We start from the raw sequence: 25,435 nt of genomic DNA, 5'->3' as shown, positions 1-25,435 counted from the left end.
AACATCTTCAGCGGCTGGGGCACGCCGATCGACTGGTGCGCCGACAGCAGCACCCACCGCGTGCGGTGGGGCCCCACGATCAACTTCGTCCGCATCCTCCTGGCCGGCCCGGCAGCCCTCACCACCTTCCGGCGCGCCGCACGCCGAGCTCGTTTGGAAGCGAACCTGGGGGCCATCTTGGACGCGTCGTCGTACCCGATGGGCTTCCCGCAGGTACCTGGTCAAGGAGCATGTCGGTAAGGACGTGATCCCAGGACCGGTTCCCCCGAAACGCCCATCGCGTTGAGTGGTGCAAAGATCGTGCCCCCACCTCGTGCGCTCGCCTTCCCAGTCGTCCTGTGTCCTGGGAAGGCACGACACTTTCGTTTCGCCCGAACTCGGGTGGCGCCGACCAGTCAGTCCCCGGCGCGGCTCCGAACGAAGTGGATGCCGAAGGCCGCAAGCACGACGGCGACCAGGGCGGTGCCGATCGAACCGTCGGATTGCGCGGTGCCGAAGCCGTAGATCACCGTGATGACCGCAGCAAGGAGAAGCACGCCTCCCAGTAGACGACGCCATGTGCGGCTCGTGTTCACTTCTTCCCCCTGATTTTGAGCTGCCATCTGCTGTCGCGTTGGCGAGTTGGACCAGGACGACCGCGTCAGGCACGGTCTGCGCGGCGCCCTGCCTCGGCAAGCGGTCGATCGCCGACCGGACCTCTGCGGCGACAGCAGGGGCGGTGGCACATGCGTACCCGAGTCCCGCCAGCGCCCTCCGTGCGATGTAGTCGGGCAGGAGGTCCCTTCCCGGGGAGACATCACATGGCCGGTCGGATGAGCCGAGGTACCGCGTGATCGCTTCCTTGAGGTGCCTGCCCTCCTGCTGCCAGCGGCATTCGCAGGGTCGGCGTTGCCGACTTCGTCAGCCAGCCGTACCGCTGTCTCCAGGTCCGGGAGCGACGGCTTTCCCCGGAGCACGCCGGCGACAGTGGCCGATGCGGCTTTTCCCACGAGACCCGGATCAAGCCGTTCGCCGAACGCCCTCAGGCCGATCCGGAGGTGCTGGACACGCAATGCGGCATCCTTTTCCGAGTGGACGGACAGGGACTTCGTCCACCATTCGGCGATTCCGCCCGCATCCAGCGTCCGGGTGGGCATTCCCGTGTCGGCCAGAACGGCCATGGCCGACGCCGTGCGATAAGGATCCTCGGTTGTCAGGGCGACGGTCGTCATGCGTGAGGGCCGGTCGGCAAAAGAGGCGGCCAGCCGGTTTTCGAGCTCCACTGGAGCGTGCACGCCGGGTTCGATCCGCAGGCCGGCGTCCTGCGGCGTGCTCTCCTGGCAGCCCGCGACAGCCATGAGGACCGCCGTCAGGAGTACGGGTACGCGGACACGGCGCCGGGGGGCGGCGACGATGCTCCGCCCCCCGGTTATGCGCGGTGACATGCTCAGACGGTCCCACCCACGGGGCTATTCCGCCGGTAGGCGTTCACGTCGTAGTGCGTGTTGCCGTACTTCATGCTGGCCGTGGCGCTGTGATTGACCCAGATCCAGCGACCGTGATCGGCGACGACGGAGGAGTTGGGGTCGCCCTGGTACACGCCCGTACCGCAGTCGTCATCCGCGCCAATGCTGCCGCAGAACCGCGCCTCGCTTGCTGATACTCACTACTTGCTCCCCGATTTGATTCATCTCGCCACGGAGGAGCGACACGTCTACGGCGCTGCCCCCGTCGCGCTGGATCGGTGCCGCGTCGGGGAATTTAGATTCCCTGGCAGCGATACCGTTCAAGGGTCAACCGAATTTCTTCCCCCTGGCCGGAGAGGCCTCGGTCGAACGCCTTGATCGAAGACTCTCTTGTTCTGATCGAAAACAGCAAGTCACCTGAGTTAGACATGAGGTTGACTCCAACACCTGATTGAATATCGAAATATTGAGGGCTGGAATCTCGGCCGGCGCGTCAAGCTGTCTCATCACCACGCACGGGAAAGCGGCGAGGAAAACCGCTGAGACCTGCCCAGCAGATCCAGGGGGCGTCTGATCCACGCCATGAAGGGTGCGATGGACCCGTCGCCATTGCCGCCCAACAAGCACCTCACGCGCCAGGAAGCCCAGAGGCCGATCGCGGCCGCCGCGCAGGCGGGCCCGAGCTGTCACACCGATCCCGACGCCGGCTGGTACGTACGTGAGGGCGACCACCGAGACCCCGACAGCACCCACGTCGCCGACGACATGGAGCCGCCCAAGAGAGGGCGGAAGCAGACGTCCACCACGAGTCAGGCCGCAAAGCCCTCGCTCTCAAAGCGGCACCTCTTCGGCTTCGATGCCCACCTCGCCGTCACGCGGGATACCCAGCACTTCAAGCCGCTCCTGGACGACGGGACACCTGATCCCGACGTCCTGCCTGCCCTCGTTCTCGGTCTCTGCCTGGACAAGCCGGGAGAGCGCCCCGGGCACTACGGGCCGAAGACCATCCGCCGCCTCCGGGAACGCGGCTACACACCCGGCTACCTGGCCGGCGACCGCGCCTACAACAACTCCGAACCCCATGAGTGGCAGTTGCCCGTCCGTGCCCTGGGCTACAAGCCCGTCTACGAATACCGCGTGGACCAGCTCGGTGATCAGGGCGGAGCCCAAGGGTCGATCCTCGTCGAGGGCACCTGGTACTGCCCCTCGGTGCCCGAGCCCCTCATCGAAGCCACCAGCGACCTGCACGCCGGCCGTATCGACCGCGAGACCTGGGCGCCCGTGTCGCCGCCCGTAAGCCGTACCGCCTCATGCCCGAGGAAAGAGAGGGCGCCGAGGGACACCAGCGCATGATGTGCCCGGCTGAGTCAGGCAAGGTGCAGTGCCCGCTCAAGCCGTACTCGCTCGGACGCGGCATCCACCTCCCGCTCGTCGACCCCAACCCAGTCCGACCGGGCCTCCCAAGGTCTGCCGCCAGCGCGCCATCACGCTCGCCCCCACAAGAAGGGGCCAAGCACTGGCAGGCGCCGGACTACGGCGCCGAGCAGTGGCAGAAGATCTACTTCCGCCTCCGCAACAGCGTCGAAGGCTTCAACGGCTTCGCCAAGAGCCCGCTCGCCGAGACCATCGAATCCTCACGATCCCGGCCCATCCGCGGGCTCGCCGCCCAGACCATCCTCCTGGTCTTCCAGCTCGCCCATGCCAACCGGCGAAAGATCACGACGTGGCTGGACAGCCCGGCACTCGGCGGACAGCGCCCCATCAGGCGCACCAACCGCAGACGCAAGACGGAGCCCCTTGGTACCTGGACGCCAACCGGCCACCTGACACCCGCCACTTGAGTGACGCGCATCACAGATGAACATCACCCACACGAAAGAGCTCCCTCGCTGACCACTGACGGTCGGCGAGAGGGCCCAGCGCGTGAGAGACGCGGCGACCGGCCGAGCAGACCGGCCCACCACGTGATCAACACGAGAAACGGGCCCCCGACTGCGACTTTCGTCACTGTCGGAGACCCGTCTCCGCTGTGCGCGAGGGGGGAGTTGAACCCCCACGCCCTTTCGGGCACTGGAACCTGAATCCAGCGCGTCTGCCTATTCCGCCACCCGCGCATGGGTGTTGTCGTTTGGGATTCTGTCACACCCTGGGGTCTTCCCCGTCCGGTGCGTCAGCGCCTTCCGACATCGAGAACATTAGCACGCTGCTCAGGGTGGAATCACATCCGTTTCCGGGCACCCCCGAGCGAGGGGAACCGTCCTCTGTTGCGGGACACTGGCATGAGGCGCCTCTACCATCCCTGTGGGGGAGCGGCCGCGGACCGTGTCAGTGTTGACACCGGTCCCGTGGGACCAACCAGGGAACCAGCGGTTTTCCCAGTGCGTGGATACGATCAGTAAGCAGTACCGGAAGGATCGGACGGAAGATCACGGCGGCGACCGCCGTGCGCGACCGCAGGACCTCGAGGAGGGAGGTGCACCGTGGGAGTACTCAAGAAGTTCGAGCAGCGTCTCGAGGGCTTCGTGAACGGCACCTTCGCCAAGGTGTTCAAGTCCGAGGTCCAGCCCGTGGAGATCGCGGGTGCACTGCAGCGCGAGTGCGACAACAACGCGACGATCTGGAACCGGGACCGCACCGTGGTCCCCAACGACTTCATCGTCGAGCTCAGCACCTCCGACTACGAGCGGCTGAGCCCGTACGCGATCCAGCTCGGCGAAGAGCTGGCCGGCATGGTGCGCGACTACGCGAAGCAGCAGCGCTACACCTTCATGGGCAACATCAAGGTGAACCTGGAGAAGGCCGACGACCTCGACACCGGCCTGTACCGGGTGCGCAGCCGCACCCTCGCCTCCAGCGAGTCCCAGCAGCAGCAGTACCAGCAGCAGCCCCCCGCCGGCCGCGGCGGCTACGGCTACCCGCCGCAGGCCCCGCAGCGCCCCGCGAGCCCGCCCCCGATGCCGGCCGGCCCGCCGCCCGGAGCCGCCCACGGCTCTGCGCCGGTGACCCGGCTCCCCGGGAGCGGCCCGACGGCCCCCGGCACGGGCATGAACGTACGTCGCTGGATCGAGATCAACGGCACCCGCCACCAGATCTCCCGTCCGACCCTGGTGCTCGGCCGCAGTACCGAGGCCGACGTCCGGGTCGACGACCCCGGTGTGTCCCGCCGCCATTGCGAGATCCGGGCGGGATCGCCCTCGACGATCGTGGACCTCGGGTCCACGAACGGCATCGTGGTGGACGGACAGCACACCCAGCGCGCTACGCTCCGCGACGGTTCACGGATCGTCGTGGGCAGTACCACCATCGTGTACCGGCAAGCCGAAGGGTGAAGCGGGGGCAATGTCAGAGCTGACCCTGACGGTCATGCGGTTGGGTTTCCTCGCCGTACTGTGGCTGTTCGTCATCGTGGCCGTGCAGGTCATCCGCAGCGACCTGTTCGGGACCCGGGTCACGCAGCGCGCCTCCGGGCGCCGCGAGGCCCAGACCCGTCCGCCGCAGCAGCGCCAGCAGGCGCAGGCGACGCACGGCCGACAGCAGCAGCAGAACAACAACCGGGCCCGGCGCGGCGCCCCCACCAAACTGGTGGTCTCCGAGGGCTCGCTCGCGGGCACCACGGTCGCGCTCCAGGGCCAGACGATCACCTTGGGCCGGGCGCACGATTCCACGATCGTGCTCGACGACGACTACGCGTCCAGCCGCCATGCCAGGATCTACCCGGACCGCGACGGCAACTGGATCGTCGAGGACCTGGGATCCACCAACGGCACCTTCATGGACCGGAACCGGCTCACCACGCCGACCCCGATTCCGCTCGGTGCCCCGATCCGCATCGGCAAGACCGTCATCGAGCTGCGGAAGTAGTCGCACAATGGGCGAGCACAGCCAGCGAGCGCGAGCGAGAGGGTGGGCAGCGTGCGGATGTACCCGGAGCCGACGGGCGAGGTGCGCATGACTCTGTCGCTGCGCTTTGCCGCCGGCTCGCACAAGGGAATGATCCGGGAGGGCAACGAGGACTCCGGCTACGCCGGTCCGCGGCTGCTCGCCATCGCCGACGGGATGGGCGGCCAGGCCGCCGGTGAGGTCGCCTCCTCCGAGGTGATCTCCACCCTCGTCCCGCTCGACGACGACGTCCCCGGCTCCGACATCCTGACCTCCCTCGCCACCGCCGTGCAGCGTGCCAACGACCAGCTGCGCGTCATGGTCGAGGAGGACCCGCAGCTGGAGGGCATGGGCACCACGCTCACCGCCCTGCTCTGGACCGGGCAGCGGCTCGGCCTGGTGCACGTCGGCGACTCCCGTGCGTACCTGCTGCGCGACGGTGTGCTCACCCAGATCACCCAGGACCACACCTGGGTGCAGCGGCTGGTCGACGAGGGCCGGATCACCGAGGAGGAGGCCGGCACGCACCCGCAGCGCTCGCTGCTGATGCGCGCCCTGGACGGCCGCGGCCAGGTCGAGCCCGACCTGTCGATCCGCGAGGTCCGGGCCGGCGACCGCTACCTGATCTGCTCCGACGGCCTTTCCGGCGTGGTCAGCCACCAGACCCTCGAGGACACCCTCGCCGGGTACCAGGCGCCGGCCGAGACCGTGCAGGAGCTGATCCAGCTCGCGCTGCGCGGCGGCGGCCCCGACAACATCACCTGCATCGTCGCCGACGTCCTGGACATCGACGACGGCGACACCCTGGCCGTGCAGCTGCACGACACGCCCGTCGTCGTGGGTGCCGTCGCCGACAGCCGGCACCACTCCCCGCTGTCCGACCCGCGGCACCTCCAGACCCCGGCCGGCCGCGCCTCCGAGCTCGGCCGCCCGCCGGCCCCCGAGGGTGCCTTCGGCCCGCCCGGCAGCGGAAACCCGCAGGTCGGTGCCCCCATGGGCAGCTTCGGCGCCTTCGACGGCGAGGAGCTGGAGAAGCCCCGCAAGCCGCGCCGCTGGATCAAGCGCTCGCTGGTCCTGCTGGTCGTCCTCGGTGTCGTCGGCGGTGGCCTCTACGGCGCGTACCGCTGGACCCAGACCCAGTACTACGTCGGCGTCAAGGGCGACCACGCGGCGATCTACCAGGGCATCGAGCAGCAGCTTGCCTGGATCGACCTGTCGAAGGTCCATGAGGACCGCCCCGGTATCGAACTCAAGTACCTACCGCAGAACCAGCGCAAGTACGTCACGGCCACGATCGCCGCCAGCGACCTCGCCGACGCGCGCAAGACCGCGGACGAGCTCGAGCACCAGGCCAAGGTCTGCCAGACCAAGGAAGCCATCGACAAGGCCCACGCCGCCGCGGCGGAGAAGGTCAAGAAGGACCAGTCGAAGGGCGCGGACGCCGCCGGCGGCAAGACCACCGGCAGCCCGTCCCCCGACGCCTCCACGTCCCCCAAGCCCACCACGAGCCCGACCACCAGCCCGTCGACCAGCCCCACCCTCTCCAACGAGGACCAGTCGCTGGCCCAGCAGTGCCCGACCGGCAACTGACGGGGAGCAGGAGGCACGGCAGTCCAGCATGAGCGTTGTCACGAACACCACGACCATCACATCCGTCGGCGCACCGAGCCGCCGCAACACGGAGCTCGCGCTCCTCGTCTTCGCGGTCTTGATCCCGGTCTTCGCGTACGCGAACGTCGGGCTGGCCAAGAAGGGCTCCCTGCCCGCGGGCATGCTCGCCTACGGCCTCGGCCTCGGCGCCATCGCCCTCGTCGCGCACCTGGTCGTCCGCAAGTTCGCCCCCTACGCGGACCCCCTGATGCTGCCGATCGCCACCCTGCTGAACGGCATGGGCCTGGTGTTCATCTGGCGGCTGGACCAGGAACCCACGCTCCCCGGCGGCGCCTCGGCGCCGACGCAGCTGATGTGGTCGACACTGGGTGTCGCGCTCTTCCTCGGCGTCCTGGTCCTCCTCAAGGACCACCGCATCCTGCAGCGCTACACCTACATCTCGATGGTCGTGGCGCTGGTCCTGCTGATCCTCCCGGTGTTCTTCCCGGCGGTCTACGGCGCCCGGATCTGGATCACCATCGCGGGCATGTCCATCCAGCCCGGTGAGTTCGTGAAGATCATCATCGCGGTGTTCTTCGCGGGCTACCTGATGGTCAAGCGGGACGCGCTCGCGCTCGCCAGCCGCCGCTTCATGGGGATGTACCTGCCCCGCGGCCGTGATCTCGGCCCGATCCTGGTGATCTGGGCCCTCAGCATCCTCATCCTGGTCTTCGAGACCGACCTGGGCACCTCACTGCTCTTCTTCGGCCTCTTCGTGATCATGCTCTACGTCGCCACCGAGCGCACCAGCTGGATCGTCTTCGGTCTGCTGCTGTCGGTGGGCGGCGCGGTGGTCGTCGGCAGCTTCGAGCCGCACGTCCACAGCCGTGTGGAGGACTGGCTCAACCCGTTCCGCACCATCGAGGCCGGCCAGGGCGCCAGCCAGCCCGCCCAGGCCATGTGGGCCTTCGGCTCCGGTGGCCTCTTCGGATCGGGTCTCGGTCAGGGCTACTCCCGGCTCATCGGCTTCGCGGCCAAGAGCGACTACATCTTCGCCACCGTCGGCGAGGAGCTGGGCCTGGCCGGACTCATGGCCATCCTGCTGCTGTACGCACTCCTCGTGGAGCGCGGCGCCCGCACCGCGCTGGCCGCCCGCGACCCCTTCGGCAAGCTGCTGGCGATCGGCCTGTCCGGAGCCTTCGCGCTCCAGGTGTTCGTCGTGGCCGGCGGTGTCACCGGACTCATCCCGCTGACCGGTATGACCATGCCGTTCCTGGCACAGGGCGGTTCCTCGGTGATCGCCAACTGGGCCCTGGTCGCCATCCTGTTGAGAATCAGCGACACCGCGCGCCGCCCGGCGCCGACCCCCGCCTCGTCCCCCGATGCCGAGCCGACCCAGGTGGTGCGCACCCAGTGAACAAGCCCCTGCGCCGAGTCGCCATCTTCTGCGGACTACTCGTGCTCGCCCTGCTCGTCAGGGTGAACTACATCCAGTTCGTGCAGGCCGACGAGCTGAAGAACGACACACACAACCGACGGGTCACGATCAACCAGTACGCCACCCCGCGCGGCGACATAATCGTCGACGGCAAGGCGATCACCGGCCACGCCGCGACGACCGGCAGCGACTTCAAGTACAAGGCCACCTTCAAGAACGGTCCGCTGTGGGCGCCGGTCACCGGCTACGCCTCCCAGGCCTTCGGCTCCAACCAGCTCGAGTCGATCTACGACTCGATCCTCACCGGCGACGACGACCGGCTGTTCTTCAAGCGCACCGTCGACATCCTCTCCGGCAAGCAGAAGCAGGGCGGCGACGTCGTCACGACGCTCAACGCCAAGGCGCAGCGCGCCGCCTTCCAGGGCCTGGGCAACAAGAAGGGCGCGGTCGCCGCGATCGACCCGCGGACCGGCGCCATCCTGGCCCTGGCCAGCACGCCCTCGTACGACCCCTCCACCTTCGCAGGCAACTCCAACAAGGACAGCAAGGCCTGGAACGCCCTGCAGAAGAAGAGCGACCCCGACGAGCCGATGCTCAACCGGGCGCTGCGCCAGACCTACCCTCCGGGCTCGACGTTCAAGGTGGTCACGGCCGCCGCGGCGCTGGAGAACGGGCTGTACAGCAGCATCGACGAGAACACCGATTCCGAGGTGCCGTACATCCTCCCGGACACCAATCACCAGGAGTTGAAGAACGAGGGCGGCATCACCTGCAAGAACGTCTCGCTCCGCGAGGCGCTCCGGGTGTCGTGCAACAGCGTCTTCGGCAAGCTCGGCGCGACCCTCGGCCGCGACAAGATGGTCGAGGAGGCCGAGAAGTTCGGCTTCAACAAGGAGATCTTCACCCCGGTCCGCGCCGCGGCGAGCAACTTCTCCAAGACCATGGACAAGCCGCAGACCGCGCTGTCGTCCATCGGCCAGTTCGAGACGGCCGCCACCCCGCTGCAGATGGCCATGATCGCCTCCGCAGTCGCCAACGACGGCAAGCTCATGCAGCCGTACATGGTCAGCGAGCTGCGCGCCCCCAACAACACCGTGGTCGAGCACACCAAGGCCAAGGAGTTCTCGCAGCCGCTCAGCGCGGAGAACGCCCAGAAGCTGCAGGAGATGATGGAGACCGTCGTCACCAGCGGCACCGGCACGAACGCCCGGATCCCCGGCGTCACCGTCGGCGGCAAGACCGGTACCGCGCAGCACGGCGTCGACAACAGTGAGAAGCCTTACGCATGGTTCATCTCATACGCCAAGACCGACCAGGGTTCCCCGGTCGCGGTCGCGGTCGTGGTCGAGGACGCCTCCGCGAACCGCGGCGACATCTCCGGTGGCGGCTTCGCGGCCCCGATCGCCAAGAGCGTCATGGAGGCCGTGCTGAACAAGTGATGCCGGTCACACCGTATCCCTGTATGTGCGCTAAGTCGCACGTCGCGATACCGGTCGTGTATCGGCTACCGGCGAGGGCCGGGATCGGCACGCGGCGGCGGGTACGGTATGCCCGAGCAGCCACACGGACGGTTTAGGAAGGGCAAGCGCTATGGAAGAGCCGCGTCGCCTCGGCGGCCGGTACGAGCTGGGCTCGGTGCTCGGCCGTGGTGGCATGGCCGAGGTGTACATCGCCCATGACACCCGGCTCGGCCGCACCGTCGCCGTGAAGACGCTCCGGGTGGACCTCGCCCGCGATCCGTCCTTCCAGGCCCGGTTCCGCCGTGAGGCCCAGTCGGCCGCCTCGCTGAACCACCCGTCGATCGTCGCCGTCTACGACACCGGCGAGGACTACGTCGACGGGGTCTCCATCCCGTACATCGTCATGGAGTACGTGGACGGCTCCACCCTGCGTGAGCTGCTCCACTCCGGCCGCAAGCTGCTGCCGGAGCGTTCCCTGGAGATGACGATCGGCATCCTCCAGGCCCTGGAGTACAGCCACCGGTCCGGCATCGTGCACCGCGACATCAAGCCCGCGAACGTGATGCTGACCCGGAACGGCCAGGTCAAGGTCATGGACTTCGGCATCGCCCGCGCCATGGGCGACTCCGGCATGACCATGACGCAGACCGCGGCCGTGATCGGCACCGCGCAGTACCTCTCCCCGGAGCAGGCCAAGGGCGAGACCGTCGACGCCCGCTCCGACCTGTACTCCACGGGCTGTCTGCTCTACGAGCTGCTCACCGTGCGGCCGCCCTTCGTGGGCGACTCCCCGGTGGCGGTGGCGTACCAGCACGTGCGCGAGGAGCCCCAGCCGCCGAGCGTCTTCGACCCCGAGGTCTCGCCCGCGATGGACGCCATCGTCCTCAAGGCGCTGACCAAGGACCCGGACTACCGGTACCAGTCCGCCGACGAGATGCGCGCCGACATCGAGGCCTGCCTCGACGGCCAGCCCGTCGCCGCCACGGTCGCCCTGGGCTCCGTCGGCTACAACGGCGGCGGGTACGGCGGCTACGGCAACGACGTCCCCACCACGGCCCTGCCCCCGCAGGCGGACGCCGGGACCTCGATGCTGCCGCCCATGCGCGAGGACGACGGCGGCTTCGGCTACGACCAGGCTCCGGGCGGTGGCGGCAGGCGCAAGCCGAAGAAGACCAACACGTCCACGATCCTGCTGGTCGTCGCGGCCGTCCTGGTCCTGATCGGCGCGATCTTCATGGGCAAGGCGCTGTTCGCCCCCGACCCCGGCGGAAACGGCAAGGTCCAGGTTCCGCAGTTCGTCGGCGACACCAAGGCCGAGGCCGAGACCAGGGCGACGAACGGCGAGATCAAGATCGCCTTCGGCGATCCCGTCTTCTGCGCCGACCAGCCCAAGGACAGGGTCTGCAAGCAGTCGGCCGAGGTCAACTCCGAGATCTCCAAGGACGACACCGTCACCCTGCAGCTCTCGAAGGGCACCGAGAAGGTCGAGGTCCCGGACGTGACCGGGGACTCCTACGACGATGCCGAGAAGACGCTGAAGGACGCCGGCTTCGAGGTCGACAAGCAGTCCAAGACCTCCAACGAGGAAGAGGACACGGTCCTCAAGCAGGACCCCGAGGGCGGCGCGAAGCGGGCCAAGGGCACGACCATCACCCTGACCGTGGCGGTGAAGCCCGAGGAAGTCACCATCAAGGACGTGAAGGGCAAGACCAAGGACGAGGCCACCCGGATCTTCGAGGCGGACGGTCTGCAGGTGACCACCACCGAACAGGAGTCGGCCGACCAGGCGGCGGGCACGGTCATCTCGACGGACCCGACAGCCGGAAGCACGGTCAAGGCGGGCCAGACGGTCACCCTGATCATCGCGAAGCCCCCGTCCACGAGCCAGCTGCCGAACTGGTTTAACCAGACGGTCGGCCAGGCCAGGTCGGACGCCGCAGAGCTGCAGATCACTCTCGTGATCCCGCCGAACTTCCCGCAGGACAACAACGCCATCGTGACGAACCAGAGCCTGCCGCCGGGCACGCCCGTGAAGCCGGGCGACACGGTGACGATCACCACCCAGGGGCAGAACGGCAACGGCAACGGCGGCGGCTTCATCGGAGGCGGCGGCTGACGCCCGCACCTCCTGCTGAGGCACGGCAACGGAAAGGGGCCGCGGACATCACGTCCGCGGCCCCTTCCGCATACCCGGGGGAGGAGGAGGGTTCAGCCGCCCAGCTCCACCGGAGGCGTCCGCTTCGCGTCCACCTTCTGCGTGCGCACGAGCTCGGCCCAGACGATGTAGCGGTCGCGCGAGGTGTAGACCGGGGTGCACGTGGTGAGCGTGAGGTAGCGGCCGGCCTTCTTCCTGCCGCTCTCCTTCGGGATCTGGTCGATGACCTCGACGTTGGACTTCGAGGTCTCGGGAAGGACCTCGTAGACCTTGTAGACGTACCAGGTGTCGCGGTCCTCGAAGACGACGGGGTCGCCGTTCTTGATCTTGTCGATGTTGTGGAACTTGGCACCGTGGCCGTCCCGGTGGGCGGCCAGCGTGAAGTTCCCCTGCTTGTCCCAGGGCATGGCCGACTCGACGGGTTCGGTGTAGTAGCCGGCGACACCCTCGTTGAGCACCTTGGTGCCGGTGCCCTTCTTCACCAGGACCTCGAAGTTCCTCCCCATGGCGGGAACGTGGAGGAAGCCGATGCCGTCCTTGGTGTCGAGCTTGCCGGGGCCGCTGTCGGCCCACTGCCGCCTGACGATGTCGCCGTCGTGCTTGGCGGCGCGGTCGGCCAGGACGTTGGTCCACCACAGGGAGTAGACGACGAAGAGCCCGAGGATCACGCCCGCGGTGATGAGGAGTTCCCCGATCAGGCTGACGGTGGCGGCGATCCACGTGAGGGGGCGCCGTGTCGGCGTGGCCTCCCGGGTGCGGTCATGCTGGGTGGTCGTCACCACTGCCCCGATCTGTGTACGTCCGTACGTGACTTACTCGACCAGCGCGTCGGGCTTGCCCTTGCTGCGCGGTCGTTCGTCGACCATCTTGCCCCAGACGATCAGCCGGTACTTGCTGGTGAACTCCGGGGTGCACGTGGTCAGTGTGATGTAGCGGCCGGGCTTGGTGAAGCCCGATCCGGGGGGAACCGGCTTGATCACCGAGATGTTGGAGGGCGGGGTGGAGGGCAGCATGCTCGTGACCTCGTACGTGTAGTACGTGCTCTCGGTCTCGACCACGACCTTGTCCCCCGGCACCAGCTTGTTGACGTAGCGGAACGGTTCGCCGTGGGTGTTGCGGTGGGCGGCGAGGGCGAAGTTGCCCTTCTTGTCCCAGGGCATGGCCGTCTCCAGATCGCCGGAGTAGTGGCCGATCATGCCCTTGTCGAGCACCTTGTGCTTGTCGACACCCTCGGCGATGGGCGCCTTCACGTCCAGCTTGGGGATGTACATGATCGCGAAGCCCTGGCCCGGCGAGAACGCGCCCGGATCGCGGCTCGGGTCCTTCTCGCCCTCCCACTGCTTCTGCAGGTTGTTGGCGGCGCCGCCGGCCTGCTGGTGGGCGAGGACGTTGGTCCACCACAACTGGTAGGTGACGAAGAGCAGCATCAGCACGCCCAGGGTGATGAACAGCTCGCCGGCCACCCGGCTGGCGATCACCGCGGGGCTCTCCTTGGCCGCGCGCGCGGCACGCCGGGCCTCCACACGGGACCTCGGTGCGGCCGGAGTCGAGGCCATGGGGGCCGTGACGGCCTCTGTGGCGGCCTGGGAGGCCGGGACGGCACCGGAACGCCTCCGTCCCCTGCCGCCGCGCCGTGCGGCCTCCTGGGCGGCTTTACGGCGTGCCGCACGGCCGCCGCCCTCGGGCAGGAGGGTGTCGGGGGCCGGTGAGGCCTCGGGCACGGACTCGCCGCCCCGCTCCCGTCCGGGCTCCCGCTCGCGGTCCCGATCAGGCTCGGGGTCGGCCACCACGGGCATCGCCATGGTGTCGCCCGGTGCCCCGGCGGCCCGGCGGCGCGCGGCGGCGCGTTCCTCGTCGGTGAGGGTCCGCCGGACGGTCCTGGCCTCCTGGGAGAGCGGCTGCTCCTCGGCCGGCGGGCCGTGCCGGTGATCCGGCTCGGGCCGCGGCTCGGGCTCGGGTGCCGGCCGGGACGGCCACGGGTCGGCCGCCGGCGGCTCGTACGCGGGCTGGGCGGGCTGGGCGTAATGCTGCTGCCCGTACGACTGACGGCCGGGCGCCGAGGGCCGGGACGTGGCGGGCGGGGGCACGATGGGCGTCGGCGGGGCGGGCGACGGCGGAGCGGGTGGCGGTACCACTGCCGACGGCGCGGATTCCGCGTCGGGCTCCTGCGCGGGCCGGGCCGCGCGCCGCGAGGTGTTCGGCAGCGGGTCGTTGAGCGGATCGGCCAACTGCTCCACCGCGGCGGCGAATTCGGCGGTGTCACCGAAGTGCCGATGCGCGGTCACGCAGTCACGCCCCGGTTCCGACCACGGGCGCGAGGCCCGCGGAACGCTCGACGGCGTCCTTGTCGCCGCATTCCACCAGCCAGTTGGCGAGCATCCGGTGCCCCCATTCGGTGAGCACCGACTCGGGATGGAACTGGACGCCCTCCACCCGGGCGCTGCGGTGCCGCAGTCCCATGATGATGCCGCTCTCCGTCCAGGAGGTGATCTCCAACTCCTCCGGCACCGTGTCGCGTTCGACCGCCAGCGAGTGGTAGCGGGTCGCGGTGAACGGCGACGGCAGCCCGGCGAAGACCCCGCGGCCCTCGTGGGTCACCAGGGAGGTCTTGCCGTGCAGCAGCTCCGGCGCCCTGTCGACCACGCCGCCGTAGGCGACCGCCATGGACTGCAGGCCGAGGCAGACGCCGAAGACCGGCACGTCGGTCGCCGCGCAGTGGCGCACCATGTCGACGCAGACGCCGGCCTCCTCGGGGGTGCCGGGCCCGGGGGAGAGCAGGACGCCGTCGAAGCCGTCCTGGGCGTGGGCGAGCTCCACCTGGTCGTTGCGGAGCACCTCGCACTCGGCGCCGAGCTGGTAGAGGTACTGGACCAGGTTGAAGACGAAGCTGTCGTAGTTGTCCACGACCAGGATGCGCGCGCTCATCGGACGGCAGCCATCCCCTCGTCGACGGTCACGTCGTTGAACGGCAGCAGCGGCTCCGCCCACGGGAAGACGTACTGGAAGAGGACGTACACGGCAGCGAGGACCAGCACGAGCGAGATCAGTGCCCTCACCCACACGTTGCCCGGCAGATGCCGCCAGATCCAGCCGTACATGCGCCGCCTTCCTGCCTTCCTCGCCCGTGCCTCGCCCAAGATTAGCCCGACAAGCCCTTCGGCATACCGTCCTCCACAGGCTGTGTGGATTCCAGGTGCCCCCAGGTGATGAGCCGGTGGCTGTGGCCCCACTCCGGATCGCACGTGGTCAGGGTCAGATAGCGGCCGGGAACGGTGTATCCGGAGCGCTCCGGGACGGGATCGATCACAGCGACGTCGGTGGGGAGCGTGCGATAGGGTGCCCGGTCGATCTCGTAGGTGTACCAGGTGCGCCCGTCGGTCAGCACGACCTCGTCGCCCTTGCGGAGCCTGGGGAAGTCCTTGAACGGGTCGCCGTAGGTGCGGCGGTGGCCGGCGACGGCGAAGTTGCCCATGGCGCCGAGCCGGGCGGTGTTCGCGTAGTGGCCGAGGCCCTTCTTCAGGGTGCCGGTCTCGGTGCCCTCCAGGACGGGCTTGTGCCAGGAGCGCCCCAGCCGGGGGATGTACATCACCGCGAAAGCGGCACCGTCCCGGTAGGGGGTCGCGGCCGGGGAGGGCGAGGCCGAGGGGGAGGGCGAGGCGCCGGGCGCGCGGGTGGGGGACGGGGCCGGGCTCACCGTGGCGACCGGCCGGGCCGCCCAGCGGTCCTGCAGCCGCCCGATCTCCCCGTCCATCGCCCGGTCCGCCCGCACGCCGGTCCAGAACAGCACGTAGACGACGAAGAGCACGATCAACGCGCCCACGGTGATGCACAACTCGCTCAGCGTCCGCACCACCAGGCGCATCCTCACCCCACAGGCTTGGCGTACCGCAGATCCACTGTGCCGGAGTACCCGGGAAGAGTCACCCGTCGTTCGTCGTCGACTTTCCAGCCGAGCCCGTAAGCCTCGACGTACTGCAGGTAGTTCTGAATCGCGGGGCTCTGGTCGAGCGCCTTGTGCAGCTTCCCCCGGTCGCCGACGGCCGTGATGCGGTACGGCGGGGAGTAGACGCGGCCCTGCAGGATGAGGGTGTTGCCCACGCAGCGCACGGCGCTGGTGGAGATCAGCCGCTGGTCCATGACCTTGACGCCGGAGGCGCCCCCGGCCCACAGGGCGTTGACCACGGCCTGGAGGTCCTGCTGATGGATGACGAGGTCGTTGGGCTGCGGATCCGGCACACCCGGGACGAGCGGGGTCGCGTCGGGCGGCGCGTCGTTCAGGGTGACGGTGACGGCGGGGCCGGTGAGCTTGGTGGTGCCCGCCTCGGCGCCGAGCCGTGCCAGTTCCTTGCGGGTGGCGTCGCTGACACCGCTGTCCGTGTGGGCGAGGCCGTCGACGTCCTTGCGCACGCCGGCCAGCGCGTTCTCCAGCTGCTCGTTCTGCCGGCTCTTGTCCTGCACGCGGTCCGACAGGCGCAGCAGCGGGTCGTCGGTGCGGATGTCGAGGCCCTTGGCGGTGTCGAAACTCGTCCAGAAGAGCAGCCCCGCGAGGGCGAAGACCGCGGCACTGAGCAGCCGAAGCACCACAGACCGGGCGGATCGGCGGCCTCGGGAGGCGTCGACCGAATTGCTCACCGTAGCCTTATCTCCTTCCAACCCGAGGAAGCACTACGCTAACGGACGCCCGGAGGCGTGGTCCCGTGCCGTCCGGCCGTTCATACAAGACGTCACACGCGCGGTTACGCAGCGCATCGACAGGAGAGCCCCTCGTGCCGAAGTCACGGATCCGCAAGAAGGCCGACTTCACTCCGCCCCCGGAGAAGACCACCCCCATAAGGCTGAAGTCGGGCCGCGGCTGGGTGGCGCCGCTCATGCTGGCGCTCTTCCTGGTCGGCCTGGCATGGATCGTCGTCTTCTATGTGACGCAGGGCAGCTTCCCGATCGAGCAGCTGGGCAACTGGAACATCGCCGTCGGCTTCGGCTTCATCGCGGGCGGGTTCGTCGTGTCCACGCAGTGGAAGTAGCAGATCGCACAGTTATCCACAGGCGTCATCCACAGTGTTGAAAAGGTCGCATGATCTGTGGATAACCGCCAGCCGGTTGGCACCGGTGTGACCGGTGGTCCGATGTACGGGCCACCGGTCTTTCGTTGATCTTGCAGGTCAGACACGGTGTGTACGGGCTCGCGCACGGCTTGCCCACAGGATGCACAGGAGGCCTCCGCCTCTCTGTGGATAACGTCTGATCAACGGTGTGCGTTACGGCCTAGACGGAGATATTCGCTACCCCGGCCCACACCGTGACCGCCACGGCGAGCAGCATCGCGGCGCACGTCCCCCACTGGATCAGCGCACGGTGCGAGCGCGGCGCGTACGCCATGGCGATGGCGACGATCGTTCCCGTGACGAGGCCGCCGATGTGCCCCTGCCAGCTGATGTTCCCCCAGGTGAAGGTGAACAGCAGATTCAGCCCGAGCAGGATCAGCACCGGGCGCATGTCCATCCGCAGCCGCTTGACGAAGACGGCCGTGGCGCCGAAGAGCCCGAAGATCGCCCCCGAGGCGCCCAGGGTCAGGGTGTTCGGTGCCAGCAGCACCACCAGAGCGCTGCCGCCCAGTCCGGAGACCAGATACAGCGCGATGTAGCGGGCCCGGCCCAGCAACGTCTCCAGCGGGCCGCCGATCCACCACAGGGCGAGCATGTTGAAGGCGATGTGGGCGACCTCCTGGTGCAGGAAGACCGAGCTCAGCAGCCGGTACCACTCATCCGGGCCCCCCGCCACGCCGCACTGCGCGGTGCCGGGGACGTAGCAGGGGGTGAAGAGTCCCAGCTCCAGGACGAACCTGTCCCCCTCGATCCTGGCGAGCAGGAAGACCAGCAGGTTCAGCCCGATCAGGATCTTGGTGACCAGCCGGGGGTCGCCGGCGACCGAGCCGCCCGCCACCGTCCGCGGCTCGGCGGCCTGCGCCGCGCGCCGGCCCTCGCGTACGCACTCCGGGCAGTGGAAGCCGACCGACGCGTTGATCATGCACTCGGGACAGATCGGCCGCCCGCAGCGGGAGCAGCGGATGCCGGTCTCCCGGTCCGGGTGCCGGTAGCAACGGACCGCCTGGTCGGTCATGTCTCAGCCCTTCACAGCAGAATCGCCCCGCCCGTCATACGGACGGGCGGGGCGGTTGGGTTCCCGGGACCCCGGAGCCTGTCGCTCTAGCGGCGCTCGATCACGACGCTCTGGATCACGACGTCCTCCAGCGGACGCTCGGTACGGGGGTCGGTGGGGGTGGTCGCGATGGAGTCCACGACCTTCTGGCTGGCCGGGTCGACGACCTCGCCGAAGATGGTGTGCTTGCGGTTGAGCCACGCGGTGGGGGACACCGTGATGAAGAACTGCGAGCCGTTGGTGCCCGGGCCGGCGTTCGCCATCGCCAGCAGGTACGGCTGGTTGAAGCCGAGCTCCGGGTGGAACTCGTCGGCGAACTGGTAGCCGGGCCCACCGGTGCCGTTGCCCAGTGGGTCGCCGCCCTGGATCATGAAGCCGGAGATGACCCGGTGGAAGACGGTGCCGTCGTAGAGGCGCTCCTTGGAAGGCTTGCCGGTCGTGGGGTCGGTCCACTCGCGGGAACCCTCGGCGAGCTCGACGAAGTTCTTCACGGTCTTCGGCGCGTGGTCCGGCAGCAGCCGGATGGTGATGTCCCCGTGGTTCGTCTTCAGGGTGGCGTAGAGCTGCTCGGCCACGGTCTTACCTTCCATAGTCCTCACTGACAGGGACAAATCCTTGCACGCCCGGGCTTCCCGTACGCACCTGTCGCGCCGGAGGCCCGCCGGTGGCATCGTCGGTGACGGCTCCCCTTGACCCGGATGCCCGTACGCACATGCCGTACCCCGCGGTCGCGGGCATGATTTCAAACCGGGTGGAAAGGCGAAAACCGAACGCCACCGAGGAGGAGGTTCTCGTGACCCGCATCGACAGCGTGCGCGACGCAGCCGAGAGGACGAGGGACAGCGTGCGGCACGCCGCGGACGTGGTGGCGCCGTATGCCGACACAGCGAAGATCAGCGCCATCCACTACGCGGACGGAGCCCGGCTCTACCTGGCACCACGGGTGTCGGCGGCCGGGCGGCAGGCCCGCGCGGCGGCGCGAACACAGTACGACGCGCATCTGGCACCGCGCGTCGACCAGGCCCTGGCGGCGGTGCCGCCGGGGGTGCAGCAGGCGGTGGGCACCGCCGCCCGGCGCACCCGTGACACCGCTCGTCAGGCGGCGGACTACACAGGCCCGCGGGTGGGCCAGGCGATGACCACCGTGCGCAGTGTGGCCGCGCCCGCGGCGGAGGAGGCGGCCGCCCGCAGCGCCGCCGCGGTCGCCGTGCTGCGCAGCCACGTCACGGCGGACGACATCCGCAAGCTCGAACGCCGCCGGGAGCGCCGGGCCCGCACCGGGCGGTTCGCCAAGGGCCTGCTGCTGGCGGGCGTCATCGCCGGAGCGGGCTTCGCCGCGTGGAAGTGGTGGAGCAAGCAGACCAACCCCGACTGGCTGGTCGAACCCGCCCCCGCCACCGAGGTCGCCGACCGTGCCTCCCTCAACGGCGGTGTCGGAGCGGACGCCTCGTTCGGCAAGGTCGACGGCTCGCCCGTGGAGGCTCTCGACCCCGAAGTACAGGCCAAGCAGGCGGAGGCGGACGCCGAGGACCGCCGCGGCCGCGGGGACACCTACCCGTGACGTGACGGCCGAGGCACCGGCACCGGCACCGGCACCGGCACCGGTGTGACACAACAGGAGGGCGGCGGACCCATGACGGGCCCGCCGCCCTCCCGTTGCGCGCATCTGTCACCGTCCGGACGGCGCGGGCAGCGGCCTGACGTCCTCCTGCTGCGGGTCGGGGATCTCCGCCGGGACCCCGCGCAGGGTGTACAGCGCCGCGACGGCGCCGACGGCGACGAGCAGCGCCCCCACCACGGTCGTGACCTGGATGCTGCGGCAGAAGGCGTCCTTCGCGGCCGCCGCCAGCGCGGTCCCGTCCGCCCCCGGGATCCGGGCGGCCGCCTCGACGGCCCCGCCCACCGACTCGCGGGCGGTGTCCGCGGCACCGGCGGACAGCCCCGCGGGCAGGACGAGCGCGTCGCGGTAGACCGCGCCGAGCAGCGAGCCGAGGACGGCGATGCCCAGCGAACCGCCCATCTCCATGGCGGTCTCCGAGACGGCGGCGGCCGCGCCGGTGCGCTCCTTGGGGGCGCTCGCCAGGATCGTGTCGTTGGTGACCGAGACGATCAGGATGATGCCCGCGCCGTTGACGACCAGCGGCGCCAGCAGCTCCCAGTACGGGGTCCCCGGTACGGAGAGCCGGCCGAGGACCGCGGTGCTCGCGGCGAGCAGCACCAGGCCGAGGGCGACCACCCGCGCCCGGCCCAGCCGCGGGATCAGCGCGGTGGCGGGCGGTGCCGCGAAGGCCGCCGCCAGCGGGCCGGGGAGCAGCGCCAGCCCCGCCGTGAAGGGCGACCAGCCGCGGACTACCTGGAAGTACAGGGAGAAGGCGAGCGACAGCGTGGACGAGGCGAAGATCATGACCAGGTTGGCTCCGACCGCGCCGCTGAAGGCGGGGTTGCGGAACAGCCGCAGGTCGATCAGGGGCTCCTCGACGCGTACCTGGCGGCGGGCGAACAGCAGCAGGGCGACCGTCCCGATCAGCGCGGCGATCCACACCGGCGCGTGGCCCGCGCCGTCCCGGAAGCCGGCCTTGACGGCGTAGATGACGCCCAGGACACCGACGACCGACAGCGGCACGCCGATCCAGTCCAGCCGTCCCGGGCGCGGATTGCGGGACTCGGGCAGCACCAGCACACCGGCCACCAGGACGACGGCCATGAGCGGGACGTTGATCAGGAAGACCGAGCCCCACCAGAAGTGGTCGAGCAGCAGTCCGCCGACGACCGGGCCGAGCGCGAAGCTCGCGGCGCCGATGCCGCTGCTGATCCCGATGGCCGTGGTGCGCTCCTTGGGGTCGGTGAAGGCGTGCCGCACCACGGAGAGCGTCGAGGGGACCATCATCGCCCCGGCGACGCCGAGCAGCGCGCGGCCCGCGATCAGCGCCTCCGGGTTCGGGGCGTACGCGGTGAGCAGGGACGCCACGCCGAAGGCGGCGGCGCCGAGCAGCATCATCCGCTTGCGGCCGAGCCGGTCGCCGAGGTTGCCCATGACGACCAGCAGGCCGCCCATGGCGAAGCCGTAGATGTCGGAGATCCACAGGATCTCGGTGCCGGACGGGCCCATGTCTCTCAGCAGCGAGGGGATGGCGTAGTTGAGCACGCTGTTGTCGATGCCGAGGAGCATGGCGGCCAGGCAGCAGACGGCCAGTGCGGCCCACCGGCGGCTGGCGGGGGCCGCGGGGGTCCCGGCCGCGGTGTCGTGTGTCGTTGCGGGATTCGTCATGCCGGACACAGTGCGCGCGGGCGCTGACCGGCCGCGCACCGCGCGCTGACCGGCCGCTAGAGCCCGGTCAGCCCGGTCAGCGCCCGCAGTGCCCGGTCGGCGGGGAGCCGCGCACCGCGCGTGTGCGCCGCGTCGTAGGCCGGGGCGCCGAGTGCGGCGCGTACGGAGGTCTCGGTGCGGCCGGCGTCCGGACCGGCGGGCACCCCGGGGCCCCGCAGCGCCCGGCCGACGCCCAGCAGTTCGGCGGCCCGGGCGGGCTCCCCCTCGGCGAGCGCGAGCCCGGCGAACGCGTCGGCGAGGCTCGCCGCGAGCGGCAGGTCGCGGGCGCCGTGCTCCAGGTCGGCCGCCTCGCGGAAATGACCGCGGGCCCGGCCGGTGTCGCCTTCCTCCTGGGCGATCCTGCCGAGGGCGATGTGCGCCTCGGCACGCGTGCCGTCGCCGGTGTACCAGCCGGCCAGGGACTCGGACAGGGCCAACTCGGACAGCCGCCGGGCCTCGGCGAGGTCACCGGTGAGCCGTGCGCACTCGCCCAGCCCCAGGTGCGCCCCGGCGATCATCTCCCGGGCGCCGCAGGCGCGGGCGAGTTCCAGTCCGCGCGCGAAGTCGGAGCGGGCCGCGTCGTGGCGGCCGGCCCGCAGGCCGCATTTACCGCGCTCACCGAGCAGTTCGGCGACGCTCTCGGTGGCGCCCAGTTCGGCGGCGTGGCCCAGGGCCTCGTCGATCAGCCCCACGGCCCGCTTCACGTCGCCGCGGGCACCCGACAGCCAGGCGAGCTGCGTGAGGGCCATGGTCGTCCCCCAGCGGTCGCCCAGGGCCCGGAACCCGGCCAGGGCGATGGCGAACTCCTCCTCGCCCGCGGCGATGTCACCACCGACCATCCAGGCGTGGAAACCCGAGCCGACGTGGACCAGCGCCCGCTGCCAGGGCTCGGCGACCGGGGCCGCCCCGTCCGCGTACCGGGCGAACGTCTCGGTGTCGGGCACTCCCGCGAAGGGCGCCCACAGCAGGTTGAGCACGGGGAAGCGGCGGGCCATCCCCCCGAGCGCGGCGACGACATCCGCGGCGGCCGCCAAGTGGGCGGCGAATTCGCCCTGGTCGGCAGTGGCCGAGGCGGCGGTCATCACGCACAGCGCGTACTCCTCCTCAAGCCCCCGCGGCGCACCTGGCCCGGTGGCCGTCAGCAACTCGTGGGCAGGCTGGGCGCCTTCGTAGCGAAACCCGCGCAGCATCCAGTACGTGCACAGGGACGCGAGCAGCCGCAGCGCCCGGTCGGTGTCGCCCGCGGCCACCGAACCCCGCAGCGCGGCGTGCAGGTTGTCGTGGTCGGCGGCGAGCAGGCGCAGCCACTCCAGCTGCTCGGCACGGCGCAGATGCGGGTCGGCGGCCAGCGCCAGATCGAGGAAGTACGCGGCGTGCGCCTGCCGCAGCGCCTCCGACTCGCCCGCCTCGGCGAGCCGTTCGGCGGCGTACGCCCTGATGGTCTGGAGCAGCCGGTAGCGGACGCCGCCGTCACCGTCCGGACGGTCCACCACGACCAGCGACTTGTCGGCGAGCGAGGCGAGCAGGTCGAGCACGTCCTCGGCCTCGACGGCGGCCCCGGCCGCCGGACCCGCCGCGGATCCCGCACAGATCTCCTCGGCGGCCGCCAGGGTCCAGCCACCGGCGAAGACGGAGGCCCGGCGCAGAACGGTGCGCTCGTCCTCGGGCAGCAGCTCCCAGCTCCAGTCCACGACCCCGCGCAGGGTCCGCTGGCGGGGCTGGGCGGTGCGGCTGCCCCGCGACAGCAGCCGGAAGCGGTCGTCGGGCCCGGCGAGGGCGTCACCGAGGCGGTCGGCGATCTCGGCGGCGGACAGGGAGCGCAGCCGTGCGGCGGCCAGCTCGATGGCGAGCGGGACCCCGTCCAGCGCCCGGCAGATCCGGGCCGCGGCCTCGGCGTCCGGCAGCCGGCCGGACGGGCTCACGGCGGCGGCCCGCTCGGTGAACAGCCGTACCGCGGGCGAGCCCAGCACGTCCTCCTCCGGCGCGCCGGGTGCCGGCACGGGCAGCGGTTCCAGCGGGCACAGCGTCTCGCCGGTGATGCCGAGGGCCTCCCGGGTGGTCGCCAGGACCCGCACCCGCGGGCAGGCGGCCAGCAGCCCCGCGGTGAGGGTGGCCACGTCGGCGATCAGGTGCTCACAGTTGTCCAGCACCAGCAGCAGCGCCCGGTCCGCCAGGACGGCTGTCAGCCGGGCGAGCGGTGAGGCGTCCGGTGCCCCCGCGTCCCGCCCCGCGGTGCCGGCGAGCAGACCCGTCTCCCGCAGGCCCAGGGCACCCGCGATCGCCTGCGGCACCTCGGAGCCGTGGGTCAGCCCGGAGAGGTCGACAAAGCAGACCTCCCCGGAGTCCCGCCCGGCCGCCTCGACGGCGATACGGGTCTTGCCCGCCCCGCCCGGGCCGATCAGGGTGACCAGCCGGGTATCGGCGAGCCGCGAGCCGATCCGCGCCAGCTCCTCCTCGCGGCCGATGAAGCTGGTGAGCTGGGCGGGCAGCGCGTGCCGGGGTACCGGAGCGGGCGGAGTTCCCGTGGGCGATGTTTCACGTGAAACACCCGCAGCCCGGGCATCCGGCACGCCCCCCGGGACCCCGGACGGTGCGGGACGGGCGGGCGCCGGTTCGCCGCGCAGCACCGCCAGATGCGCCTCCGCCAGCTCCGGCCCCGGGTCGGCGCCGAGTGACTCCACCAGCTCGCGCCGCGCGTCCTCGTACACCTGGAGCGCCTCGGACTGCCGGCCGCAGCTGTGCAGCGCCCGCATCAGCTGGGCCCGGAGCCTTTCCCGCAGCGGGTACCGCTCGACCAGCTCCCGCAGCTCGGCGACGAGTTCCCGGTGATGGCGGGCGTCCAGTGCCAGTTCCGCCGCGATCCGGTCCTCCACGGCCGCGATCCTCAGCTCCTCCAGCCGGGTCACCTGCGACCGGGCGAAGGGCGCGTCGCCCACGTCCGACAGCGCCGAGCCCCGCCACAGCTCCAGCGCCGCGCGCAGCAGGCCCGAGGCCCGTCCGGGCTCACCGGCGGCCAGCGCCTCCCGCCCTTCGGCCGTGAGCCGCTCGAAGCGGTGGACGTCCACCTCGTCCCGGGCGACGGCCAGCCGGTAGCCCCCGGGGTGGCGTTCGATGGACGCGCCGATGGCCGAGCGCAGCCGCGAGACCTGGGACTGGAGAGCGTTCCCGACCCCGGCCGGCGGCTCGTCCCCGTACAGCCCGTCGATCAGCCGCTCGGTGCTGACGATCCGGCCGGCCTCCAGCAGCAGCATCGCCAGCAGCGCCCGCCGTCCCGGACCTCCGACGGCGGCGGTGCCCCCGTCGGCCGGCAGCGCTCTCGTCTCCCCCAGAATGCCGAACCGCACGCCGCCGATTCTGCCGCACGAACGGGCTAACGCTCCTGGAGGACGGACAGCACGTTCCCCGCGGGATCGGTGAACCAGGCGATCGCCGGGCCGCCCCCGGCGCGACTGATGCCCTTCTCGTCGTGCTCGATGCCCGGATAGCGCTCGAGGACGACCCCGCGCCCGGTGAGCTCGTCGACCGCCCGGTCGATGTCGTCCACGGGGAAGTTGAGGATGGTGAAGGTCGCCGGGGTGTGGTCCGGCTTGGCGTACACCAGCACCCGGGTGCCACCCGCGAGCGTGAGGGTCAGCAGCCCGGGGTGCTCCTCGGACACCTCCAGACCCAGCGTGTCCCCGTAGAACTCCCTGGCCTTCCGGAGGTCGTCCACGGCGAAGCCGCTGAACGCCTTCGTGTTCGCGAACATGGCACCAGCATGCCGAAGCATCCGGCGACGCGCGCCCCGAACACGACAGGCCGGGACCTCGATGAGGTTCCCGGCCCGGTCGGACGGTGTGGAGCCTAGGGGAGTCGAACCCCTGACATCCGCCATGCAAAGACGGCGCTCTACCAACTGAGCTAAGGCCCCGTGCCGCAGACCAGCGTACCGGCTGCGGAGAGGATCACCGACCGAGTATCGGGGGTCCGTAGGATGACGGGCAAGTTCGCGGCCGCAAAGGTCCC

The 25,435-nt window shown here is 70.4% G+C and carries 23 protein-coding genes and 2 tRNA genes; 10 read left to right on the top strand and 15 right to left on the bottom strand.

The window, feature by feature from the left end; all coding sequences use genetic code 11:
* Window positions 1–395: 395 nt before the first annotated feature.
* Together ACWDAS_RS11960 and ACWDAS_RS11955 are read right to left on the bottom strand one after the other, a co-directional pair.
* Entirely contained in the window at window positions 396–1,337 is a 942-nt protein-coding gene (locus ACWDAS_RS11960; RefSeq protein WP_450388842.1) for a hypothetical protein, read from the bottom strand.
* An 89-nt stretch (window positions 1,338–1,426) separates the two neighbouring features.
* Entirely contained in the window at window positions 1,427–1,579 is a 153-nt protein-coding gene (locus tag ACWDAS_RS11955; RefSeq protein ID WP_450388840.1) for a hypothetical protein, read from the bottom strand.
* Window positions 1,580–2,027: 448 nt separating this feature from the next.
* Between ACWDAS_RS11955 and ACWDAS_RS11950 the strand changes: the two genes are divergently transcribed.
* Together ACWDAS_RS11950 and ACWDAS_RS11945 are read left to right on the top strand one after the other, a co-directional pair.
* A complete protein-coding gene (locus ACWDAS_RS11950; protein WP_450388838.1) occupies window positions 2,028–2,798 on the top strand; it encodes a hypothetical protein in 771 nt (256 codons plus the stop codon).
* Window positions 2,756–3,286, top strand: coding sequence for a hypothetical protein (locus tag ACWDAS_RS11945; RefSeq protein WP_450388837.1), 531 nt, complete (start codon window positions 2,756–2,758; stop codon window positions 3,284–3,286). The genes ACWDAS_RS11950 and ACWDAS_RS11945 overlap by 43 nt, the downstream gene beginning before the upstream one ends.
* 189 nt (window positions 3,287–3,475) lie before the next feature.
* Here ACWDAS_RS11945 and ACWDAS_RS11940 read toward each other — a convergent pair.
* Window positions 3,476–3,559: transfer RNA gene (locus tag ACWDAS_RS11940), tRNA-Leu, on the bottom strand.
* Between the two features lie 366 nt (window positions 3,560–3,925).
* On the opposite strand from ACWDAS_RS11940, the gene ACWDAS_RS11935 reads away from it, so the two are divergent.
* The 6 genes from ACWDAS_RS11935 (at window position 3,926) to pknB (ending at window position 11,928) form a co-directional block, all read left to right on the top strand.
* Entirely contained in the window at window positions 3,926–4,774 is an 849-nt protein-coding gene (locus tag ACWDAS_RS11935; RefSeq protein WP_450388835.1) for an FhaA domain-containing protein, read from the top strand.
* A gap of 10 nt (window positions 4,775–4,784) precedes the next feature.
* A complete protein-coding gene (locus tag ACWDAS_RS11930; RefSeq protein ID WP_450388833.1) occupies window positions 4,785–5,306 on the top strand; it encodes an FHA domain-containing protein FhaB/FipA in 522 nt (173 codons plus the stop codon).
* Window positions 5,307–5,363: 57 nt separating this feature from the next.
* Complete coding sequence (locus ACWDAS_RS11925; protein WP_450388852.1) at window positions 5,364–6,914, top strand: PP2C family protein-serine/threonine phosphatase; 1,551 nt, start codon at window positions 5,364–5,366, stop codon at window positions 6,912–6,914.
* Window positions 6,915–6,942: 28 nt separating this feature from the next.
* A complete protein-coding gene (locus ACWDAS_RS11920) occupies window positions 6,943–8,331 on the top strand; it encodes an FtsW/RodA/SpoVE family cell cycle protein (protein ID WP_450388831.1) in 1,389 nt (462 codons plus the stop codon).
* Window positions 8,328–9,791 carry a peptidoglycan D,D-transpeptidase FtsI family protein gene (locus ACWDAS_RS11915; RefSeq protein ID WP_450388829.1) on the top strand — a complete coding sequence of 488 codons (1,464 nt, stop codon included), beginning with the start codon at window positions 8,328–8,330 and terminating at the stop codon, window positions 9,789–9,791. Before ACWDAS_RS11920 ends, ACWDAS_RS11915 begins: the two co-directional genes overlap by 4 nt.
* Before the next feature lie 151 nt (window positions 9,792–9,942).
* Entirely contained in the window at window positions 9,943–11,928 is a 1,986-nt protein-coding gene (gene pknB / locus ACWDAS_RS11910; RefSeq protein ID WP_450388827.1) for a Stk1 family PASTA domain-containing Ser/Thr kinase, read from the top strand.
* Between the two features lie 92 nt (window positions 11,929–12,020).
* On the opposite strand, the gene ACWDAS_RS11905 is transcribed toward pknB, so the two are convergent.
* From ACWDAS_RS11905 to ACWDAS_RS11880, 6 genes are read right to left on the bottom strand one after another with little or no spacing between them, the layout of a single operon-like run.
* Window positions 12,021–12,749 carry a class E sortase gene (locus tag ACWDAS_RS11905; protein WP_450388825.1) on the bottom strand — a complete coding sequence of 243 codons (729 nt, stop codon included), beginning with the start codon at window positions 12,747–12,749 and terminating at the stop codon, window positions 12,021–12,023.
* 30 nt (window positions 12,750–12,779) lie between these two features.
* Window positions 12,780–14,252, bottom strand: coding sequence for a class E sortase (locus ACWDAS_RS11900; protein ID WP_450388823.1), 1,473 nt, complete (start codon window positions 14,250–14,252; stop codon window positions 12,780–12,782).
* Between the two features lie 4 nt (window positions 14,253–14,256).
* A complete protein-coding gene (locus ACWDAS_RS11895; protein ID WP_450388822.1) occupies window positions 14,257–14,892 on the bottom strand; it encodes an aminodeoxychorismate/anthranilate synthase component II in 636 nt (211 codons plus the stop codon).
* Window positions 14,889–15,065: a hypothetical protein gene (locus tag ACWDAS_RS11890; RefSeq protein WP_450388820.1), complete on the bottom strand. Its 177-nt coding sequence runs from the start codon at window positions 15,063–15,065 to the stop codon at window positions 14,889–14,891. Before ACWDAS_RS11890 ends, ACWDAS_RS11895 begins: the two co-directional genes overlap by 4 nt.
* A gap of 41 nt (window positions 15,066–15,106) precedes the next feature.
* Entirely contained in the window at window positions 15,107–15,829 is a 723-nt protein-coding gene (locus ACWDAS_RS11885) for a class E sortase (protein WP_450388818.1), read from the bottom strand.
* A 2-nt stretch (window positions 15,830–15,831) separates the two neighbouring features.
* Window positions 15,832–16,599: a DUF881 domain-containing protein gene (locus tag ACWDAS_RS11880; protein ID WP_450388816.1), complete on the bottom strand. Its 768-nt coding sequence runs from the start codon at window positions 16,597–16,599 to the stop codon at window positions 15,832–15,834.
* 134 nt (window positions 16,600–16,733) lie between these two features.
* Here ACWDAS_RS11880 and crgA point away from each other — a divergent pair, with 134 nt between their 5' ends.
* Window positions 16,734–16,988 (top strand): cell division protein CrgA, encoded by a 255-nt coding sequence (crgA, locus tag ACWDAS_RS11875; protein ID WP_361790904.1) that lies wholly within the window; start codon window positions 16,734–16,736, stop codon window positions 16,986–16,988.
* Window positions 16,989–17,229: 241 nt separating this feature from the next.
* On the opposite strand, the gene ACWDAS_RS11870 is transcribed toward crgA, so the two are convergent.
* Window positions 17,230–18,084: a rhomboid family intramembrane serine protease gene (locus ACWDAS_RS11870; RefSeq protein ID WP_450388814.1), complete on the bottom strand. Its 855-nt coding sequence runs from the start codon at window positions 18,082–18,084 to the stop codon at window positions 17,230–17,232.
* Between the two features lie 86 nt (window positions 18,085–18,170).
* Entirely contained in the window at window positions 18,171–18,698 is a 528-nt protein-coding gene (locus tag ACWDAS_RS11865; RefSeq protein WP_450388850.1) for a peptidylprolyl isomerase, read from the bottom strand.
* A gap of 218 nt (window positions 18,699–18,916) precedes the next feature.
* Here ACWDAS_RS11865 and ACWDAS_RS11860 point away from each other — a divergent pair, with 218 nt between their 5' ends.
* Complete coding sequence (locus ACWDAS_RS11860; RefSeq protein ID WP_450388812.1) at window positions 18,917–19,684, top strand: DUF5324 family protein; 768 nt, start codon at window positions 18,917–18,919, stop codon at window positions 19,682–19,684.
* A gap of 108 nt (window positions 19,685–19,792) precedes the next feature.
* On the opposite strand, the gene ACWDAS_RS11855 is transcribed toward ACWDAS_RS11860, so the two are convergent.
* The 4 genes from ACWDAS_RS11855 to ACWDAS_RS11840 all read right to left on the bottom strand — a co-directional run bounded on the left by ACWDAS_RS11855 (window position 19,793) and on the right by ACWDAS_RS11840 (window position 25,340).
* Window positions 19,793–21,391 (bottom strand): MFS transporter, encoded by a 1,599-nt coding sequence (locus tag ACWDAS_RS11855; RefSeq protein ID WP_450388811.1) that lies wholly within the window; start codon window positions 21,389–21,391, stop codon window positions 19,793–19,795.
* Between the two features lie 56 nt (window positions 21,392–21,447).
* The gene (locus ACWDAS_RS11850; protein WP_450388809.1) at window positions 21,448–24,774 is read right to left on the bottom strand and encodes an AfsR/SARP family transcriptional regulator; all 3,327 of its coding nucleotides are present in this window, start codon (window positions 24,772–24,774) and stop codon (window positions 21,448–21,450) included.
* A 26-nt stretch (window positions 24,775–24,800) separates the two neighbouring features.
* The gene (locus ACWDAS_RS11845) at window positions 24,801–25,178 is read right to left on the bottom strand and encodes a VOC family protein (protein WP_450388807.1); all 378 of its coding nucleotides are present in this window, start codon (window positions 25,176–25,178) and stop codon (window positions 24,801–24,803) included.
* Between the two features lie 89 nt (window positions 25,179–25,267).
* A tRNA-Ala gene (locus ACWDAS_RS11840) sits at window positions 25,268–25,340 on the bottom strand.
* Window positions 25,341–25,435 lie beyond the last annotated feature (95 nt).

Source organism: Streptomyces sp. NPDC001070, from assembly GCF_053598835.1.
This window is presented reverse-complemented; position numbering and strand designations above follow the sequence as displayed.

Bases quoted from the DNA above. Each gene is read 5' to 3' on its own strand.
- ACWDAS_RS11960 (WP_450388842.1), bottom strand. From the start codon at position 1,337: ATGGCTGTCGCGGGCTGCCAGGAGAGCACGCCGCAGGACGCCGGCCTG.
- ACWDAS_RS11950 (WP_450388838.1), top strand. From the start codon at position 2,028: ATGAAGGGTGCGATGGACCCGTCGCCATTGCCGCCCAACAAGCACCTC.
- ACWDAS_RS11945 (WP_450388837.1), top strand. From the start codon at position 2,756: ATGCCCGAGGAAAGAGAGGGCGCCGAGGGACACCAGCGCATGATGTGC.
- ACWDAS_RS11930 (WP_450388833.1), top strand. From the start codon at position 4,785: ATGTCAGAGCTGACCCTGACGGTCATGCGGTTGGGTTTCCTCGCCGTA.
- ACWDAS_RS11925 (WP_450388852.1), top strand. From the start codon at position 5,364: ATGTACCCGGAGCCGACGGGCGAGGTGCGCATGACTCTGTCGCTGCGC.
- ACWDAS_RS11920 (WP_450388831.1), top strand. From the start codon at position 6,943: ATGAGCGTTGTCACGAACACCACGACCATCACATCCGTCGGCGCACCG.
- pknB (WP_450388827.1), top strand. From the start codon at position 9,943: ATGGAAGAGCCGCGTCGCCTCGGCGGCCGGTACGAGCTGGGCTCGGTG.
- ACWDAS_RS11895 (WP_450388822.1), bottom strand. From the start codon at position 14,892: ATGAGCGCGCGCATCCTGGTCGTGGACAACTACGACAGCTTCGTCTTC.
- ACWDAS_RS11890 (WP_450388820.1), bottom strand. From the start codon at position 15,065: ATGTACGGCTGGATCTGGCGGCATCTGCCGGGCAACGTGTGGGTGAGG.
- ACWDAS_RS11885 (WP_450388818.1), bottom strand. From the start codon at position 15,829: ATGCGCCTGGTGGTGCGGACGCTGAGCGAGTTGTGCATCACCGTGGGC.
- ACWDAS_RS11870 (WP_450388814.1), bottom strand. From the start codon at position 18,084: ATGACCGACCAGGCGGTCCGTTGCTACCGGCACCCGGACCGGGAGACC.
- ACWDAS_RS11855 (WP_450388811.1), bottom strand. From the start codon at position 21,391: ATGACGAATCCCGCAACGACACACGACACCGCGGCCGGGACCCCCGCG.
- ACWDAS_RS11845 (WP_450388807.1), bottom strand. From the start codon at position 25,178: ATGTTCGCGAACACGAAGGCGTTCAGCGGCTTCGCCGTGGACGACCTC.